Raw genomic sequence first — 15,301 nt, 5'->3', positions numbered from 1 at the left:
CAAGGCACTGTGCCGAAAGTCGCGCCGTGACGAACTCGCCGAGCACTCTCATCGGCCGGTGAGTTTCGCCCGCGCTGCAGGCAACTCCGGGGACGTACCGAGCCTGGCCGTGCGCCCCGCGCGGTCTCCCGCGCGCCGAGCGGCAGCCGAGTGGCCGGTGGACGTCTGAGGTCCGCGCCAGGTGCCGCGCGCCTCCGAGGTGGCCGTGTAGAAGTCGGTGAGGGCTACTTCCTTGTCGCGCAGGGCCAGTGCGGTGCCGGTCGACTCGGCCGGGGCCTGCTCGGCCACGACCTCGGCCTTCACCTCCGCCAGGCGCGCACCGACCCGGGCGGCGAAGGCCATCTGGAAGTTCAGGCGCGCGGTCACCCCGGCCACCGGGGCTTCGACCTTTCGGCGCACCGTACGCCCGAAGCGCTTCTCCGCGACGGTCTTGACGACCGTCGCCTCCCGGTACGCGCCGGATTTGATGTAGTGATCCGAGGCGCGGACCATCTGGATCAGCAGGCTCGCGTACAAAGCCTCGCAGGCGTCGATGTCGGCGGTGAAACCGTAGGCGTACACCTGGGCGGAACTGCGGGCGACATCGCAGCGCACATCGTTGGCCGTAGCGATCGCGACGAAGAGCTGCACGTAGGTGCGCAGTCCCTTTCGACCTGGTTCGCCGATCGGGATGATCCGCTGCACCGGTGTGGACCTGCGTTCACGGTCGGCGACGTGGGAGCGGGCGACCGCGAGATCGATCGAGGATTTCGTGGCCAGCCGCTGGGCAGCGGCGAGAAAAGCCTCGGCCTCGTGTTCGTTGTCGGTGGCCTCGGCCTTGCGCAGCAAACCGCCGATCCGGGTGAGCATCCGGTCGGGCGTCGACGGCGATGGGCTGGTCACCCCGTCGAGGGTAGGGCACCGCACCGACAGCGAACTGACCGGAAAGTAGCTGATTGGACAGGACGATCGGACGCGAGGACCCGCCACCATGTATGTTGCCTTGTGCACCGCACGGGTGTGCTGCTGCTCACGTCTCGACCCTGGAGTGTCTGCGATGGCCTTGAAGTTTGTCCCGAGAGCGACGATGGCTGCTGCCTCGATTGCGTTGCTTGCCGCATCGTTCGCCAGTGCCTGCTCCAGTGACAACGGAGGCAACGCGCTCGACCAGAACCTGACGGGCCGCGGCCCGATCACCTACGTCGAGGGTAAGGACACCACCGAAACCGGTGTGGTCAAGCAGCTCATCGACCGCTGGAACGCCGCGCACCCGAACGAGCAGGTGACGTTCAAGGAGCAGTCGGCCGACGCCAACCAGCAGCACGACGACCTCGCCGAGCACTTCCGCGCCAAGCAGGACGGCTACGACGTCGTCGCCCTCGATGTGCCGTGGACCGCGGAATTCGCCGCGAAGGGCTGGATCCAGCCGCTCAAGGACACCTTCGCGATCGACACCGCGCCGCTGCTCGCGCCGACCGTCGCCAGCGCCACCTACAACGGCACCCTGTACGCGGCCCCGCGCAACACCAACGGCGGCCTGCTGTACTACCGCAAGGACCTGGTCCCCAACCCGCCGCGCACCTGGACCGAGATGCTCGGCCAGTGCCAGATCGCCCGCGACAACAACATCGGCTGCTACGCCGGTCAGCTCGCCCCCTACGAGGGCCTGACCGTGAACACCTCCGAGGTCATCAACGCCTTCGGTGGCAGCTTCGTCGGCGCCGACGGCAAGACCCCGACCGTGAACAGCCCGGAGTCGAAGGCGGGCCTGAAGGTCCTCGTCGACGCCTACAAGAACGGTGACATCCCCAAGGAAGCCATCACCTTCAAGGAGGGCGAGAGCGCCAGCGCGTTCGAGTCCGGCAAGCTGCTGTTCCTGCGCAACTGGCCGTACCTGTACGCCCAGGCCAACGCCGACACCTCCTCGGTGAAGGACAAGTTCGGCGTCGCCCCGCTGCCGGGCAACACCGGCATCGGCGCCTCGACCCTGGGTGGCTACAACGCCGCCATCAGCGCGTTCTCCAAGAACAAGGCCACCGCGGCCGATTTCGTGCGCTACCTGATCAGCGAAGAGGCCCAGCAGATCATCGCCTCGGGCGCGCTGCCCTCGGTGCGCGCCTCGCTCTACGACGACCCTGCCCTGATCGCGAAGATGCCGTACCTGCCCGCGCTGAAGGAATCCATCGCCAGCGCGGTGCCGCGTCCGGTCACCCCGTTCTATCCCGCGGTGTCGAAGGCCATCCAGGACAACGCCTATGCTGCTCTGAACGGCACGAAGTCCGTCGACGACGCCGTCGCCGGCATGCAAAAGGGCATCGAGACCGCCGGTTCGTAGCGGAGCGCGCAGCGGACCCGACCAGACCGTAGGAGAGTAGTAACGGTGTCGGATCCTTCGGGAGCCAAGCAGCGCGGGCTAGCGCTGGAACTGCGACGATCCGGCAAGGCGTGGCTCTTCGTCACGCCCGTGCTCGTCGCGCTGGCCGTGGTCATCGGATATCCGGTGGTTCAGGCGATCTTCATGTCCTTCCAGAAGGACTCCGGGATCGACCCGGCCACCGGCATGTTCGTCGAGGGCGGCAGCGCCGGGCTGAGCAACTACACGCACTGGCTGCTGCAGCAGTGCAACACGCTCATGGGCACGGTGTCGTGCCCCACCGGCACGCTCGGCTCCCAGTTCTGGTCCGCGGTCGGGGTCACCCTGTTCTTCACGGTGGTGACCGTGTCGCTGGAGGCGATCCTCGGTCTCGGCATGGCCATCGTGATGGGCAAGACCTTCCGTGGCCGGGCCCTGCTGCGCGCGGCGGTGCTGATCCCGTGGGCCATCCCCACCGCCGTCACGGCGCGCCTGTGGGAGTTCATGTTCCAGTACGACGGCGTGGTGAACCGGGTGCTCGGCACCCACATCCTGTGGACCTCCGACGTCTGGGCGTCGCGGTTCGCGGTGATCGCTGCCGACGTCTGGAAGACGACCCCGTTCATGGCGCTGCTGATTCTGGCCGGCCTGCAGGTGATTCCGGCCGACGTGTACGAGGCGGCCAAGGTCGACGGCGCGTCGGCCTGGCAGCGGTTCGTGCATATCACGCTGCCGCTGCTCAAGCCGGCGCTGCTGGTCGCGGTGCTGTTCCGCACCATGGACGCGCTGCGCATGTACGACCTGCCCGCGATCATGACCCTGGGTAACCCTTCGACGAACACCCTGTCGATCCTGGTGGTCGAGCAGGTGCGTCAGGGCCCCAACAGCGCCGCGGCGCTCTCGACGATCACCTTCCTGCTCGTCTTCGCGATCGCGTTCGTGCTGGTGAAGGTGCTGGGCGCCAACGCCGTTCGCACGCAGGAAGAACAGCGGAAGGCGAACTGATGAGCATGTCGATGACGAAAGAGGCGCCCGTCGAGCGCGCGGAAGCGCCCGTGCAGCCGGTGTCGTGGCGCAAGCGGATCGGCACCGTGCGGATGTACCTCGGTGTGCTGATCGTGCTGGTGTGGGGTCTCGGGCCGTTCTACTGGATGACGGTCGTCGCGTTCCGCGATCAGGCCTACACCTTCGACAGCACGCCGTGGCCGACCCACGTGACGCTGGACAACTTCCGCAACGCCTTCGACACCAGTCGCGGCAACAACTTCGGCCAGGCGCTGCTCAACAGCGTGATCATCGGTTCGGTGACCACCGCGGTCGCGCTGGCACTCGGCGTGCTCGCCGCGTACGCGCTGGCCCGGATGGCGTTCGCGGGCAAGTACCTGATCTCGGGGCTGATCCTGTCGGCCTCGATGTTCCCCGCAGTCGTGCTGGTGACGCCGCTGTTCCAGCTGTTCACCGATCTGGGCTGGATCGGCGAGTACCAGGCGATGATCATTCCGAACATCTCCTTCGTGCTGCCGATGACGGTCTACATCCTGGCCTCGTTCTTCGCCGAACTGCCCTGGGAGCTGGAGGAAGCCGCGCGCATCGACGGCGCGACCAAGGCGCAGGCGTTCCGGCTGATCATGCTGCCGCTGGCGGCGCCCGCGGTGTTCACCACCGCGATCCTGGCGTTCATCGCCTCGATCAACGAGTACCTGCTCGCCCGGCTGCTGTCCGGGGAGAAGACCAGGCCGGTCACGGTGGCGATCGCCCAGTTCTCCGGCAACGATCCGCTGGTGCAGCCGTACGCGGCGATCATGGCGGCGGGCGTGATCGTCACGGTGCCGCTGGTGATCATGGTGCTGGTGTTCCAGCGCCGCATCATCTCCGGTCTGACCGCCGGTGGTGTGAAGAGCTGATCGGTGCGGGGCGGCGCGTTCGCCGCCCCCACGCGTTCCTCCCGGGTTCCGCGGGCCCCGGCGGGTAGAGTCATCGGTCGGTGCAGGTGAGTTCTTCCGTCGCTCCGGAAGGAGATGGTCTTGGCCTCCGAGGGTGGGCGCAGGCGTTCCGATCCGGAAGCGCCGTACTCCTCGATCGCCGGATTCAAGGATCCACTGGGACGTGATCAGCCGCGCAAAGGCGAGGCGCGACGAGCCCAGGCCGCGCGACTGGCCGCCGAACCCCGCACCAGGGGCCAGAAGATCCGGCGGCTGATCACGGCGCTGTTCGTGATCTTCGTCTGCCTGCCGACGCTGCTGTTCGTCGCGATCTACTGGAGCTCGGAGATCCCCGAGCCCGCCGAGGTCGCCGTCGAACAGCCCGCCACCGTGCTGGCCGCCGACGGCACCACCGTGCTGACGAAATTCATTCCGCCGAAAGGCAATCGGATCCCGATCCCGCTCACCGACGTGCCGATGCCAGTGCGTGACGCGGTGCTGGCCGCCGAGGATCGCAACTTCTACACCAACCCCGGCTTTTCGACGAGCGGGTTCCTGCGGGCCGCCCGCGACAACCTGCTCGGCAACGACAATGCCGGTGGCGGTTCGACGATCACCCAGCAATACGTGAAGAACGCCTTCCTCAGCTCCGAGCGCACCGTCACCCGCAAGATGCGCGAGCTGATCATCGCGGCGAAGATGGCGCGGCAGTGGAGCAAGGACGAGATCCTGGCCGCCTACCTCAACACGATCTACTACGGGCGCGGGGCATACGGCATGGCCGCCGCGGCCAAGGCGTATTTCGACAAGCCGGTGCCGGAGCTGACCCCGGCCGAAGGGGCCGTGCTCGCCGCGGTGATCCGCTCGCCCTCGGTGCTCGACCCCGAAAACCACCTCGACCAGCTGAAAGCACGCTGGCAGTACGTGCTCGACGGCATGGTCGAGATGAAGGTGCTCGCCCCCGGCGACCGCGACGCGACGGTGTTCCCGCCGATCATCCCGCTCGCCGACATTCCGGCCGAGCCGGTGGCGCTCGGGCCCGAAGGCCACATCCGTACCCAGGTGTTGCGCGAGCTGCGCGCCGCCGGCCTCAGCGACGCCGACATCAACACGGGCGCATTGCAGATCACCACGACCATCGATCCGGTCGCGCAGGCGGGCGCCGTCGACACGGTGCGGCAGCGGCTGGAGTGGCAGCCGCCGGAACTGCGCGCCGCGGTGGTCTCGATCGATCCGCGCAGCGGTGCGGTGCGCGCCTACTACGGCGGCGAGAACGGCAGCGGTTTCGATTTCGCGCAGGCGCCGCTGCAAACCGGTTCGTCGTTCAAGGTTTTCGCGCTCGTCGCGGCGCAGCGGCAGGGCATCCCGACGACCAGGGCGATCGACAGCTCGCCGGTGGTCGACCGCGGCACCACGATCACCAACGCCGAGGGCGATTCCTGCGGACGCTGCGCGCTCACCGAGGCGCTCAAACGCTCACTGAACACGAGCTTCTACCGCCTCACCATGACGATGGCCGACGGCCCGCGCTCGGTCGCCGAGGCCGCGCACCTGGCCGGCATCCCCGAGTACATCCCCGGGCTGGAGGACCGGACCCTCACCGAGGCAGGCGATCCCCCGCTCAACGGGATCGTGCTCGGGCAGTATCTGGTGCGCCCGCTCGACATGGCCTCGGCGTACGCGACCCTTGCCGCGTCCGGCGTCTACCACCAGCCGCACTTCGTGCAGCGGGTGAGCACCGGTGACGGGCGGGTGCTGCTCGACCGCGGCGCGCCGGAAAACCGGGTGGGCGTTCAGCTTCCGGAGCCAGAGCAGCGGATCATCGCGAGCATCGCCGACTCCACCACCCAGGCCATGCTGCCGATCGCCAACTACTCCAACGGGCACGGGCTGGCCGAGGGCAGGCCGTCGGCCGCCAAGACCGGCACCACCCAGCTCGGCGAGAGCAAGGACAACAAGGACGCCTGGATGATCGGCTATACGCCGTCGCTGTCGACGGCGGTGTGGGTCGGCACCGAGCAGCCGCAGCCGTTGCGCAGCGGGCGCGGCGGCGCGATCTGGGGATCCGGCCTGCCCTCCGACATCTGGAAGCAGGTGATGGACACCGCGCTGGCAGGCACACCGGTCGAGCAGTTCCCCACGCCGGCGCTGCCCGGCCGCGGCGGATCGCTGGTGCCTGCCCCCGCCCCCGCCGCGCCGGGTGGAGGCAGTCCCTACGACATCCTCAACCCGCCGACGAACGCGCCGCGCAACCCGGCGCCGGATCTCATCACGCCGCCGACCACCACGTCGCGCAACCCGGCGCCGGAGATCATCAGCCCGCCGACCACCTCGCCACGTAATCCGGCGCCGCTGATCATCATCCCGCCTGCGCCGCGCCCCTCCGCCGCGCCCGGCGAATTGTTCCCCGGGCTCGGCGGCGACGGCGGTGGATAGATCACGGATTGGCCACCCGGACCCCACACCCCCGCGGACATGGCAACATCGTTGGCCAGAGCGCGAACCAGCCCGACCAGTCGGCATCGCCGGTTTGCCGCGACGCGACGACGCGTCGAACGATCCCGGCGCGAAACCTGTCATATCGATGCGGGAAGATATGCGCTCGAGCGACGACGAGACTAGACATAGGGGCTACGCAGGTGGATTTCAATGTCGTTGACCGTCCCGAGACGCTGATCGCGGGCACTGTGCTCCGCAGTCCGGCGCTCGCCGTGGAGGGGCCGCGCCGCGCCAAGGTGGTTGAGGCGTGGCAGCACCTGCAGGCGAGACCGCAGTTACCGGGGCCGATCGCGACGGGGTACGTCGATTTCGCGACGGAAATCAACTCCTACCTGACCCACATCGTCGGCTACGAGTGCAAGACCCTCGCCGATCTCCAGGTCGGTGACGTGCTCGCGCGCATCCCGGCAGGCCGCTATGCCCGGTTCGTCGCCACCGGCGAGCACCGCGGCGACACCATCGTCGCGCTGTGGCGCCAGATCTGGGACGCCGAGGCCGCCGGTGAGTTCGAGCGTGCGTACTCCGGCGACTACGAGCAGTATCCGGACGAGCGCACGGTCGAGATCTTCGTTTCGCTGATCGAAGAGAAGGGCGGCGAATAGCCATGACTGTCGACTTCGAGATCGTCACCCTCGACGACGGGCTGGTCGCGGGGCTCACCGTGCCGCTGGCCGGTCGCGAGGTGACCGCCCGCGACCTCGACCTGGTGAACTTCACCTGGGACCGGTACCTATCCAGGGAGAAGACGGTGCCCCGCGCCGCCGCCTACATCGGCCAGAACGACCACGCGGTCGCGGTTCTCGGCTATGAGGTCGGCGGGCTCGACGACATCGACAACGGCGATGTGCTGACCCGCATCCCCGCGGGCCGCTATGCCAAGTTCGTGGTCTCCGACAAGCCGTACGACCTGCTGCGCACCGCGTGGGCCCAGGTGATCAAGGCGGAGAACGCGGGCACCATCACCCGCTCGCACACGGCCGAACTCGAGCGCTACACCGGCCCGACAAGTGTCGAGGTGTACGTCTCACTCGATTGAGCACACGACAAAGGCCGGGCTACACGGAAACACCGTGCAGCCCGGCCTTTTTCGTTACGCAACCAGCCACGACCCGACCTCGAGGAGGGTCCGCCGCGCAGCGGCGGTCGCGGCCGTCCCGCCGATCAGGTGCCGGTGCGCAGGCGACGAAGGAGCAAGCACCGGTGCCTGATCGGCGGGACAGGAGGGGCCGCGACTCGAGCGCGCCAGCGCTCCAATTACTCCGCGCCGATGATGAAGGCTTCGAGCTGGGCGCGGGCGACGTCGTCGGCGATCTGCTCCGGCGGGGACTTCATCAGGTAGGCCGAGGCCGGGATGACGGGTCCGCCGATGCCGCGGTCCTTGGCGATCTTGGCCGCGCGGACGGCGTCGATGATGATGCCCGCCGAGTTCGGCGAGTCCCACACCTCGAGCTTGTACTCCAGGTTCAGCGGGGCGTCACCGAAGGCGCGGCCCTCGAGACGGACGTAGGCCCACTTGCGGTCGTCGAGCCACTCCACGTAGTCCGAGGGACCGATGTGGACGTTGCGGTCGTGGACCTTGCCCGCGAGCGAACCGGTGAGGTTCGACGTCACGGCCTGGGTCTTGGAGACCTTCTTCGACTCCAGCCGATCACGCTCGAGCATGTTCTTGAAGTCCATGTTGCCGCCGACATTGAGCTGGTAGGTGCGGTCGAGCACCACGCCGCGGTCCTCGAACAGCTTGGCCATCACGCGGTGGGTGATGGTCGCGCCGACCTGGGACTTGATGTCGTCGCCGACGATCGGGACACCGGCGTCGACGAACTTCTGCGCCCAGACCGGGTCGGAGGCGATGAACACCGGCAGTGCGTTGACGAAGGCGACATTCGCGTCGATGGCGCACTGCGCGTAGAACTTGTCGGCCTCTTCGGAGCCGACGGGCAGGTAGGAGACCAGGACGTCGACCTGGGCGTCCTTGAGCGCCTTCACGACGTCGACCGCCGGGGCCTCGGACTGCTCGATGGTCAGCGCGTAGTACTTGCCGATACCGTCGAGGGTCGGGCCACGCTGGACCGTCACGTCGGTGGGCGGCACGTCGGAGATCTTGATCGTGTTGTTCTCACTGGCGAAGATCGCCTCGGCCAGGTCGAAGCCGACCTTCTTGGCGTCGACGTCGAACGCGGCGACGAACTTCACGTCCTTGACGTGATAGGGACCGAACTTGACGTGCATGAGGCCGGGAACGGTGGCGTTCTCATCGGCGTCCTTGTAGTACTGCACGCCCTGCACCAGCGACGATGCGCAGTTGCCCACACCGACGATCGCGACGCGAACCTCGCCGGACCCAACCTTGTTGACATCACTCATGGCCGCTCTTTCCCTCTTTCTGTGGTGCCGCCTTCGTCGATTGCTCCGCCGCAATCAACTCGTTGAGCCAGCGCACTTCGCGCTCGCTTGATTCCAATCCGAGCTGGTGGAGCTGACGGGTGTAGCGATCCAGCGAGCCGCTGGCCTTCTTGATCGCTTCCCGCAGTCCCTCTCGGCGCTCCTCGACCTGACGCCGCCGGCCCTCCAGGATCCGCATCCTCGCCTCGGCGGGGGTGCGGCTGAAGAAGGCCAGGTGAACGCCGAAGCCGTCATCGGTGTAGTTCTGCGGACCGGTGTCGGCGAGGAGTTCGTTGAACCGTTCCCGCCCGACCGGCGTGAGCCGGTAGACGCGGCGCGCACGGCGCGCGATCGCGCCCTCCGGAAGCTCCTCCGCGATCAGCCCGTCGGCCTGCATCCTGCGCAGCGTCGGGTAGAGCGAACCGTAGGAGAAGGCCCGGAACGCTCCGAGCAGGCCCGTCAGCCGCTTGCGCAGCTCGTAACCGTGCATGGGCGCGTCGAGGAGCAGGCCGAGAATCGCCAATTCGAGCATTCGCCGACCTCACTCCCTGACTATGTCGGCCTGACAGGCCGAACGGACCTAACCGATGGATGCGACTTCCAACTATATCGGAGCGATATAACAAGGCATAGCCGAATGACGCACATCACTGGGTCATGGCTGGTGAGATGGCCTGGTCAGGGCTAGGTGGGAGAGGCCGCGGTGGGGGCGATACGGAACCTGTTGCGCGCCTTCGGCTTCGCCGCGTCAAGCACGGTCGACACTTGCGCGCGATCGATATCACGCGCCCTCGTCACGGAATCGGCCGCTCTACGTGCCCGGGAATCAGCCATCGTTGCGGCGCGCCTCACCTGCGGAAATACCCGGGCCGACGCCGGGATCGGGAGTTCACGGCGCGAGCACGGAAGTAGCGGTGCCACCGGCAGCGGGATTCAAACCCAGCTACTCTGGTGATCGTGCGAATTCAGCGGCAGGTGGTCGACTATGCGCTCCGGCGCAGGTCGCTGCTGGCTGACGTCTACGCGGGCAGGGTCGGTGTCGCCGAGGTGTGCGATGCGAATCCGTACCTGCTCCGGGCCGCCAAGTTCCATGGCCGGGGCAGCGAGGTCACCTGCCCGATCTGCCGGAAAGAGCAGCTGACCTTGGTTTCGTGGGTGTACGGCGACGGGCTCGGCCAGGTGGCCGGTTCCGCGCGGACGCCCGAGGAGCTGGTCAGGATGGCAGAGTCGAACGAGGAATTCTCGGTGCATGTCGTCGAGGTGTGCCGCTCGTGCAGCTGGAACCATCTGGTGCAGTCGTATGTGCTCGGCTCTGCCCCTGCGCCGGCCCGCCGCCGGACGAGTTCGCGAGCGGGGCGGCGCTCTGCGGCCGAGTGATGGGGCGGCGCGATGATGGGGCCGGGTGATGGTGGCCACCGCATGACGCGCCGCAGTTCGGGGTGCAAGGTATCCGCGCCGGTTGTCCGGCGCGGATGTCGTGTGCCGGTTGAACCTTACAAGTTATGGAGATCTGGTCAGTGAGTTCGCCCTACGAGTCCTCCCCCTACGGCGATGATCCGCAGCGCGGCCGTCCGGCTCGGGGTTCACAGCCGGGTCTCCCTCCGCAGCCGGGTGACCGGCCTGCCCCGCCGCCGCGGCGCCCGATGCCGCCCGCGGGCCCCGGCCAGCAGGGCGGGCGTGGCCCGGTGCCCGGTGGACGTGGTCCGCAGGGCGGGCCGCCGCCGAATCGGCAGGCTCCGCCGCCGGGTGGCATGCCGCCACGTCGGCCTGGTCCGCCACCCCAGCGACCGGCCGGTCCGCAGGGTGGACCGGGAGCGCCGGGTCAGGGCAGGCCGCCGCAGGGCAGGCCGGCCCAGCCGGGTCGCCCGGTGCCGCCGCCCGCCGCAGGCGCCACCCAGAAACTTCCGCGCCCAGGGCGTGACGAGACCGTGCGCGCGGCTCACCCGGACGCGGCCAGGCCCGTCCGTGGCGCCGACGACGCGAACCGCCCCAGGACCGGTCCGTCACCCGCGACCGCGCGTCCCGGCGCCGGGCGCCGTCCCGGCGGTCCGACCACCGGTGAGCGCAGAGCCACCGGCGCTGGTGGCACCCCGCCGCCGACCGGACCGCGTAACCGCCGCGACGGTGGCGGTGGCGACGACGGCGGCTCCGGTAAGGGTGTGCGGAAGATCCCGTGGCGAGCCATTCGCCGGACCATGTACGTGCTGATGGCCCTGGCCATCGTCGTGCCGAGCGCGGTGTTCCTGGTCGCCTACACGGCGGTCTCGGTGCCCAAGCCGGGTGATCTGGAGACCAACCAGGTCGCGACGATCTTCGCCAGCGACGGCACCACCGAGATCAGCCGGGTGGTCCCGCCGCAGGGCAACCGCACCGAGGTCTCGATCGATCAGATCCCGCCGCACGTGCGCAATGCCGTGATCGCCGCCGAGGACCGCGACTTCTACACCAACCCGGGCTTCTCGGTGTCGGGCTTCGCGCGCGCGGCCCGCGACAACGTCCTCGGCAAGGAAAGCGCCGGTGGTGGCTCCACGATCACCCAGCAGTACGTGAAGAACGCACTGGTCGGTGACGAGCGCTCGATGCAGCGCAAGATGCACGAGCTGGTGATCTCGGCCAAGATGGCCCGCCAGTGGAGCAAGGAGGACATCCTCGCCGCCTACCTGAACACGATCTACTTCGGTCGTGGCGCGTACGGCATCGATGCCGCGGCCAAGGCGTACTTCGGTAAGCCGGTGCAGGAGCTGACCGTGGCCGAGGGCGCGGTGCTCGCCGCGACGATCCAGCTGCCCTCGCTGCTCGATCCGGAGAAGAACCCCGAGGGCGCCAAGACGCGCTGGGGCTACGTGCTCGACGGCATGGTCGCCGGCGGCAACCTGCAGACGGCCGAGCGGTCGTCGATGCAGTACCCGCAGGTGGTCACCCTGGCCTCGCTCAACGAGGACGATGAGGACGAGGGCCCCGGCGGACTGGTGAAGAACCAGGTGCTCAATGAGCTGTCCTCGGCGGGCATCAGCGAGCAGCAGCTCAACACCGAGGGCCTGCAGATCACCACGACGATCGATCCGAAGGCGCAGGAGGCCGCGGTCAACGCCGCGCGGTCCAAGCTCGAGGGCGAGCCGGAGAACCTGCGGACCGCGGTGGTCTCGGTCGACCCGCGCACCGGCGCGGTGCGCGCCTACTACGGCGGTGAGGACGGCCAGGGCTTCGACTTCGCCAACGCTGGCCTGCCGACGGGTTCCTCGTTCAAGGTGATCGGCCTCGCCGCGAACCTCGAACTGGGTATCCCGCTCTCGCAGCTGTACGACAGCTCGCCGATCACCGTCAACGGCATCAAGATCGGCAATGTCGAGGGCGAGTCCTGCGGCATGTGCACCATCGCCGAGGCGCTCAAGCGGTCGCTGAACACCAGCTTCTACCGCATGCAGCTCGACATGCAGAACGGCCCGCAGAAGGTCGCCGACATGGGCCACAAACTCGGTATCCCCGAGGAGCTGCCCGGCATCGGCGCCACCCTGACCGAGCCGAACGGCGCGGGCCCGAACAACGGCGTCATCCTCGGCCAGTACCAGTCGCGTCCGCTGGACATGGCCTCCGCCTACGCCACGCTGGCCGCGTCGGGCATGTACCACGCACCGCACTTCGTGCAGCGGGTCGTGACCGCCGACGGTCAGGTGCTGCTCGATCGCGGCGAGCCCGCCGGTGAGCAGCGGGTGAGCGCGGCGGTGGCCGACAACGTCACCGCGGCGATGAAGCCGATCGCGGCGTACTCGCGCAACCACAACCTGGCCGGTGGCCGGGAGTCGGCCGCCAAGACCGGTACCCACCAGCTCGGCGACACCGGCAACAACCGCGACGCCTGGATGGTCGGCTACACCCCGTCGCTGTCGACCGCGGTGTGGGTCGGCACCGAGCAGGGTGATCCGCTGCGCAACTACGGCGGCGGCAGCATCTACGGTTCGGGTCTGCCGTCCGACATCTGGAAGGCGACGATGGACGGCGCGCTGTCCGGCACGTCGAACGAGTCGTTCCCCAAGCCCGCCCCGATCAAGGGCCAGGCCGGTGTGCCGGAATGGTCGGCGCCCTACACGGCACCGTCCACCACCGCGCCGGTCATCGCGCCGCCGGTGATCGTGCCCTCGCAGGTCGAGATCCTGCCCGGCATCCGGATTCCGGTGCCCGGTGTGCAGCAGCCCGCCGGACAGCAGCCGTCGCAGCAGGCGCCGGAGACGACGACCGGCCCGCTGCCGGGTCAGCCGACCGCGCCCGCGGACGGTTCGCCGCCGACCAACGGAAACGGCACCGGTAACGGCAATGGCAACGGCGGTGGCACGAGGCCGGGTACGGGCGGTACTAACAGCGACAACGAGAGTGGCGGGGGAACCACACCGACCAGATCCCGGTAACCACCGGTAGCCTCGGATGTCGTGACCGATCAGCAACTCGCGGACCAGCCGGCGTCGAGTGGTACCCGGCCTGGCCGCGCGGTGCAGTACGTCGCGCCCGCCCAGCTCGCCCCCGACCTGCGCTCGATCGACGCGCGAGATAAGCCGAGCCGCAACGATTCGCTGACCGCGCAGCTGTCGACGGTGATCGGCGGCCCGGTCGGCGATCACGCGCTGATCGGCCGGGTGCGGTTCTGGACGCCGCTGCGGGTGATGTTCGCCTTCACCGTCGCGTTCCTCGCGCTCGGCTGGTTCGCGAAGGCGGGCTGCATCCAGCAGACCGGCGACGGCGCGGGCGGGCTGATGCTGGACTGGAACAACGGCCGCCAGTACGTGGCCATGTGCTACTCCGACACGGTGCCGCTCTACGGCGCTGAACGGCTCAACGAGGGCGCGTTCCCGTACAAGAAGTCCTGGACCGAGTCGACCCCCGACGGCGGCACCGAGACCAGATACATGGAGTATCCGGTGCTTTCGGGCCTGTATCAGTACGCGGCGATGCAGATCGGCAATGTCTGGGATCACCTGCCGCTGCCCGGCGCGCTGTCGGTGGTGGTGTATTTCAATGTCGTCGCGCTCGGTCTGGCGATGGGCTGGCTGATCACCGTGTGGGCCTCCTCGCGACTAGCCGGGCGGCGCGTCTGGGACGCGGCGCTGATCGCGGTGTCGCCCTTGGTGATCGTGCACGCGTTCACCAATTTCGACGCGCTGGCAACGGCTTTCGCGGCCACCGGCCTGCTGGCCTGGGCGCGGCGCAAACCGGTACTTGCCGGTGTGCTGCTCGGCCTCGGCGGCGCGGCCAAGCTGTATCCGCTGCTGCTGCTCGGGCCGATTCTGGTGCTGTGCCTGCGCGCGGATCCGATGCAGCGACTACCCGCCGCGCGGGCCGGCCTGCGGTTGCGTGACGTCGACAGCCTCGGCACCGCCCGCACCTGGCTGCGCGAAACCCCCGCCAGGACACAGTTCTTCGCGCTGCGCCCGCTCGGCGCGGCCACCCTGGCCGTGCTCGCCGCGGCGGGCACCTGGATCGCGGTGAACCTGCCGATCGCCGTGCTGTACCCGGACGGCTGGCGAGAGTTCTTCCGGCTCAACACCACCCGGCACGCCGACCCGGATTCGATCTACAACGTGATCACCTCGTTCACCGGGTGGGGTGGTTTCGACGGGCCGCTCGAACACGGCCAGCCGCCGGCCGTGCTGAACACCGTCTCGCTGCTGCTGTTCCTGACGGCCTGCGCCGGCATCGCCTACCTGGCGCTGACCGCCGCGCGGCGCCCGCGGGTGGCGCAGCTGTGCTTCCTGGTCGTCGCCGCGTTCCTGCTGACGAACAAGGTGTGGAGCCCGCAGTACTCGCTGTGGCTGGTGCCGCTGGCGGTGCTCGCGCTGCCGCATCGGCGAATCCTGCTGGCCTGGATGACGATCGACGCGCTGGTCTGGGTACCGCGCATGTACTACTACCTCGGCGAGGACGCCAAGGGCCTGCCCGAGCAGTGGTTCACCGGCACCGTCGTGCTGCGCGACCTCGCCGTCCTCGGCCTGTGCGCGCTGATCGTCCACGAGATCCTGCGCCCCCAGGAAGACCTGGTGCGCCGCGACTTCGTCGACGATCCGGCGGGCGGAATCCTCGACCGCGCACCCGACCCACTCCTGCCGTGGCTGCCGCAATTCCTGCGCCCCAGGCAGGCCTGCACGAGCACGCGGCCGGCGTCGATGGTGGACTGAGC

Annotated in this window: 12 protein-coding genes; 9 read left to right on the top strand and 3 right to left on the bottom strand. The window is 68.6% G+C overall.

The window, feature by feature from the left end:
• Positions 1-48: 48 nt before the first annotated feature.
• Complete coding sequence (locus ACWF82_RS12050; RefSeq protein WP_452500744.1) at positions 49-849, bottom strand: DUF2786 domain-containing protein; 801 nt, start codon at positions 847-849, stop codon at positions 49-51.
• A gap of 217 nt (positions 850-1,066) precedes the next feature.
• Between ACWF82_RS12050 and ACWF82_RS12045 the strand changes: the two genes are divergently transcribed.
• The 6 genes from ACWF82_RS12045 (at position 1,067) to ACWF82_RS12020 (ending at position 7,789) form a co-directional block, all read left to right on the top strand.
• The gene (locus tag ACWF82_RS12045) at positions 1,067-2,314 is read left to right on the top strand and encodes an ABC transporter substrate-binding protein (RefSeq protein ID WP_452500508.1); all 1,248 of its coding nucleotides are present in this window, start codon (positions 1,067-1,069) and stop codon (positions 2,312-2,314) included.
• Between the two features lie 45 nt (positions 2,315-2,359).
• Positions 2,360-3,337 carry a carbohydrate ABC transporter permease gene (locus ACWF82_RS12040; protein WP_452500506.1) on the top strand — a complete coding sequence of 326 codons (978 nt, stop codon included), beginning with the start codon at positions 2,360-2,362 and terminating at the stop codon, positions 3,335-3,337.
• Positions 3,338-3,348: 11 nt separating this feature from the next.
• On the top strand, positions 3,349-4,236 hold the full coding sequence (locus ACWF82_RS12035) for a carbohydrate ABC transporter permease (RefSeq protein ID WP_378852234.1): 888 nt from the start codon (positions 3,349-3,351) through the stop codon (positions 4,234-4,236).
• Between the two features lie 114 nt (positions 4,237-4,350).
• Positions 4,351-6,690 (top strand): transglycosylase domain-containing protein, encoded by a 2,340-nt coding sequence (locus ACWF82_RS12030; RefSeq protein ID WP_452500504.1) that lies wholly within the window; start codon positions 4,351-4,353, stop codon positions 6,688-6,690.
• 203 nt (positions 6,691-6,893) lie between these two features.
• Positions 6,894-7,355, top strand: a complete 462-nt coding sequence (locus tag ACWF82_RS12025) for a GyrI-like domain-containing protein (protein ID WP_452500502.1) — start codon at positions 6,894-6,896, stop codon at positions 7,353-7,355.
• 2 nt (positions 7,356-7,357) lie between these two features.
• Positions 7,358-7,789, top strand: coding sequence for a GyrI-like domain-containing protein (locus ACWF82_RS12020; RefSeq protein WP_452500500.1), 432 nt, complete (start codon positions 7,358-7,360; stop codon positions 7,787-7,789).
• 218 nt (positions 7,790-8,007) lie between these two features.
• On the opposite strand, the gene ACWF82_RS12015 is transcribed toward ACWF82_RS12020, so the two are convergent.
• Both ACWF82_RS12015 and ACWF82_RS12010 read right to left on the bottom strand, forming a co-directional pair.
• The gene (locus tag ACWF82_RS12015) at positions 8,008-9,117 is read right to left on the bottom strand and encodes an inositol-3-phosphate synthase (RefSeq protein ID WP_452500499.1); all 1,110 of its coding nucleotides are present in this window, start codon (positions 9,115-9,117) and stop codon (positions 8,008-8,010) included.
• Positions 9,110-9,667 carry a PadR family transcriptional regulator gene (locus ACWF82_RS12010; protein WP_071930941.1) on the bottom strand — a complete coding sequence of 186 codons (558 nt, stop codon included), beginning with the start codon at positions 9,665-9,667 and terminating at the stop codon, positions 9,110-9,112. Before ACWF82_RS12010 ends, ACWF82_RS12015 begins: the two co-directional genes overlap by 8 nt.
• Positions 9,668-10,092: 425 nt before the next feature.
• Here ACWF82_RS12010 and ACWF82_RS12005 point away from each other — a divergent pair, with 425 nt between their 5' ends.
• The 3 genes from ACWF82_RS12005 to ACWF82_RS11995 all read left to right on the top strand — a co-directional run bounded on the left by ACWF82_RS12005 (position 10,093) and on the right by ACWF82_RS11995 (position 15,299).
• Positions 10,093-10,512, top strand: coding sequence for a DUF5318 domain-containing protein (locus tag ACWF82_RS12005; RefSeq protein WP_189031475.1), 420 nt, complete (start codon positions 10,093-10,095; stop codon positions 10,510-10,512).
• Positions 10,513-11,330: 818 nt separating this feature from the next.
• Complete coding sequence (locus ACWF82_RS12000; RefSeq protein WP_452500741.1) at positions 11,331-13,538, top strand: transglycosylase domain-containing protein; 2,208 nt, start codon at positions 11,331-11,333, stop codon at positions 13,536-13,538.
• 21 nt (positions 13,539-13,559) lie between these two features.
• The gene (locus ACWF82_RS11995; RefSeq protein ID WP_452500497.1) at positions 13,560-15,299 is read left to right on the top strand and encodes a glycosyltransferase family 87 protein; all 1,740 of its coding nucleotides are present in this window, start codon (positions 13,560-13,562) and stop codon (positions 15,297-15,299) included.
• Positions 15,300-15,301: the final 2 nt, after the last annotated feature.

This window comes from Nocardia sp. NPDC055053, assembly GCF_053608285.1.
The sequence above is the reverse complement of the archived record's forward strand: the minus strand, read 5'-3'. Positions and strand labels throughout refer to the sequence as shown.

What these genes read in the sequence shown, in the direction of transcription:
- ACWF82_RS12050 (WP_452500744.1), bottom strand. Translation starts at nt 849, where the DNA reads ATGCTCACCCGGATCGGCGGTTTGCTGCGCAAGGCCGAGGCCACCGAC.
- ACWF82_RS12045 (WP_452500508.1), top strand. Translation starts at nt 1,067, where the DNA reads ATGGCTGCTGCCTCGATTGCGTTGCTTGCCGCATCGTTCGCCAGTGCC.
- ACWF82_RS12035 (WP_378852234.1), top strand. Translation starts at nt 3,349, where the DNA reads ATGACGAAAGAGGCGCCCGTCGAGCGCGCGGAAGCGCCCGTGCAGCCG.
- ACWF82_RS12030 (WP_452500504.1), top strand. Translation starts at nt 4,351, where the DNA reads ATGGTCTTGGCCTCCGAGGGTGGGCGCAGGCGTTCCGATCCGGAAGCG.
- ACWF82_RS12020 (WP_452500500.1), top strand. Translation starts at nt 7,358, where the DNA reads ATGACTGTCGACTTCGAGATCGTCACCCTCGACGACGGGCTGGTCGCG.
- ACWF82_RS12015 (WP_452500499.1), bottom strand. Translation starts at nt 9,117, where the DNA reads ATGAGTGATGTCAACAAGGTTGGGTCCGGCGAGGTTCGCGTCGCGATC.
- ACWF82_RS12010 (WP_071930941.1), bottom strand. Translation starts at nt 9,667, where the DNA reads ATGCTCGAATTGGCGATTCTCGGCCTGCTCCTCGACGCGCCCATGCAC.
- ACWF82_RS12000 (WP_452500741.1), top strand. Translation starts at nt 11,331, where the DNA reads ATGTACGTGCTGATGGCCCTGGCCATCGTCGTGCCGAGCGCGGTGTTC.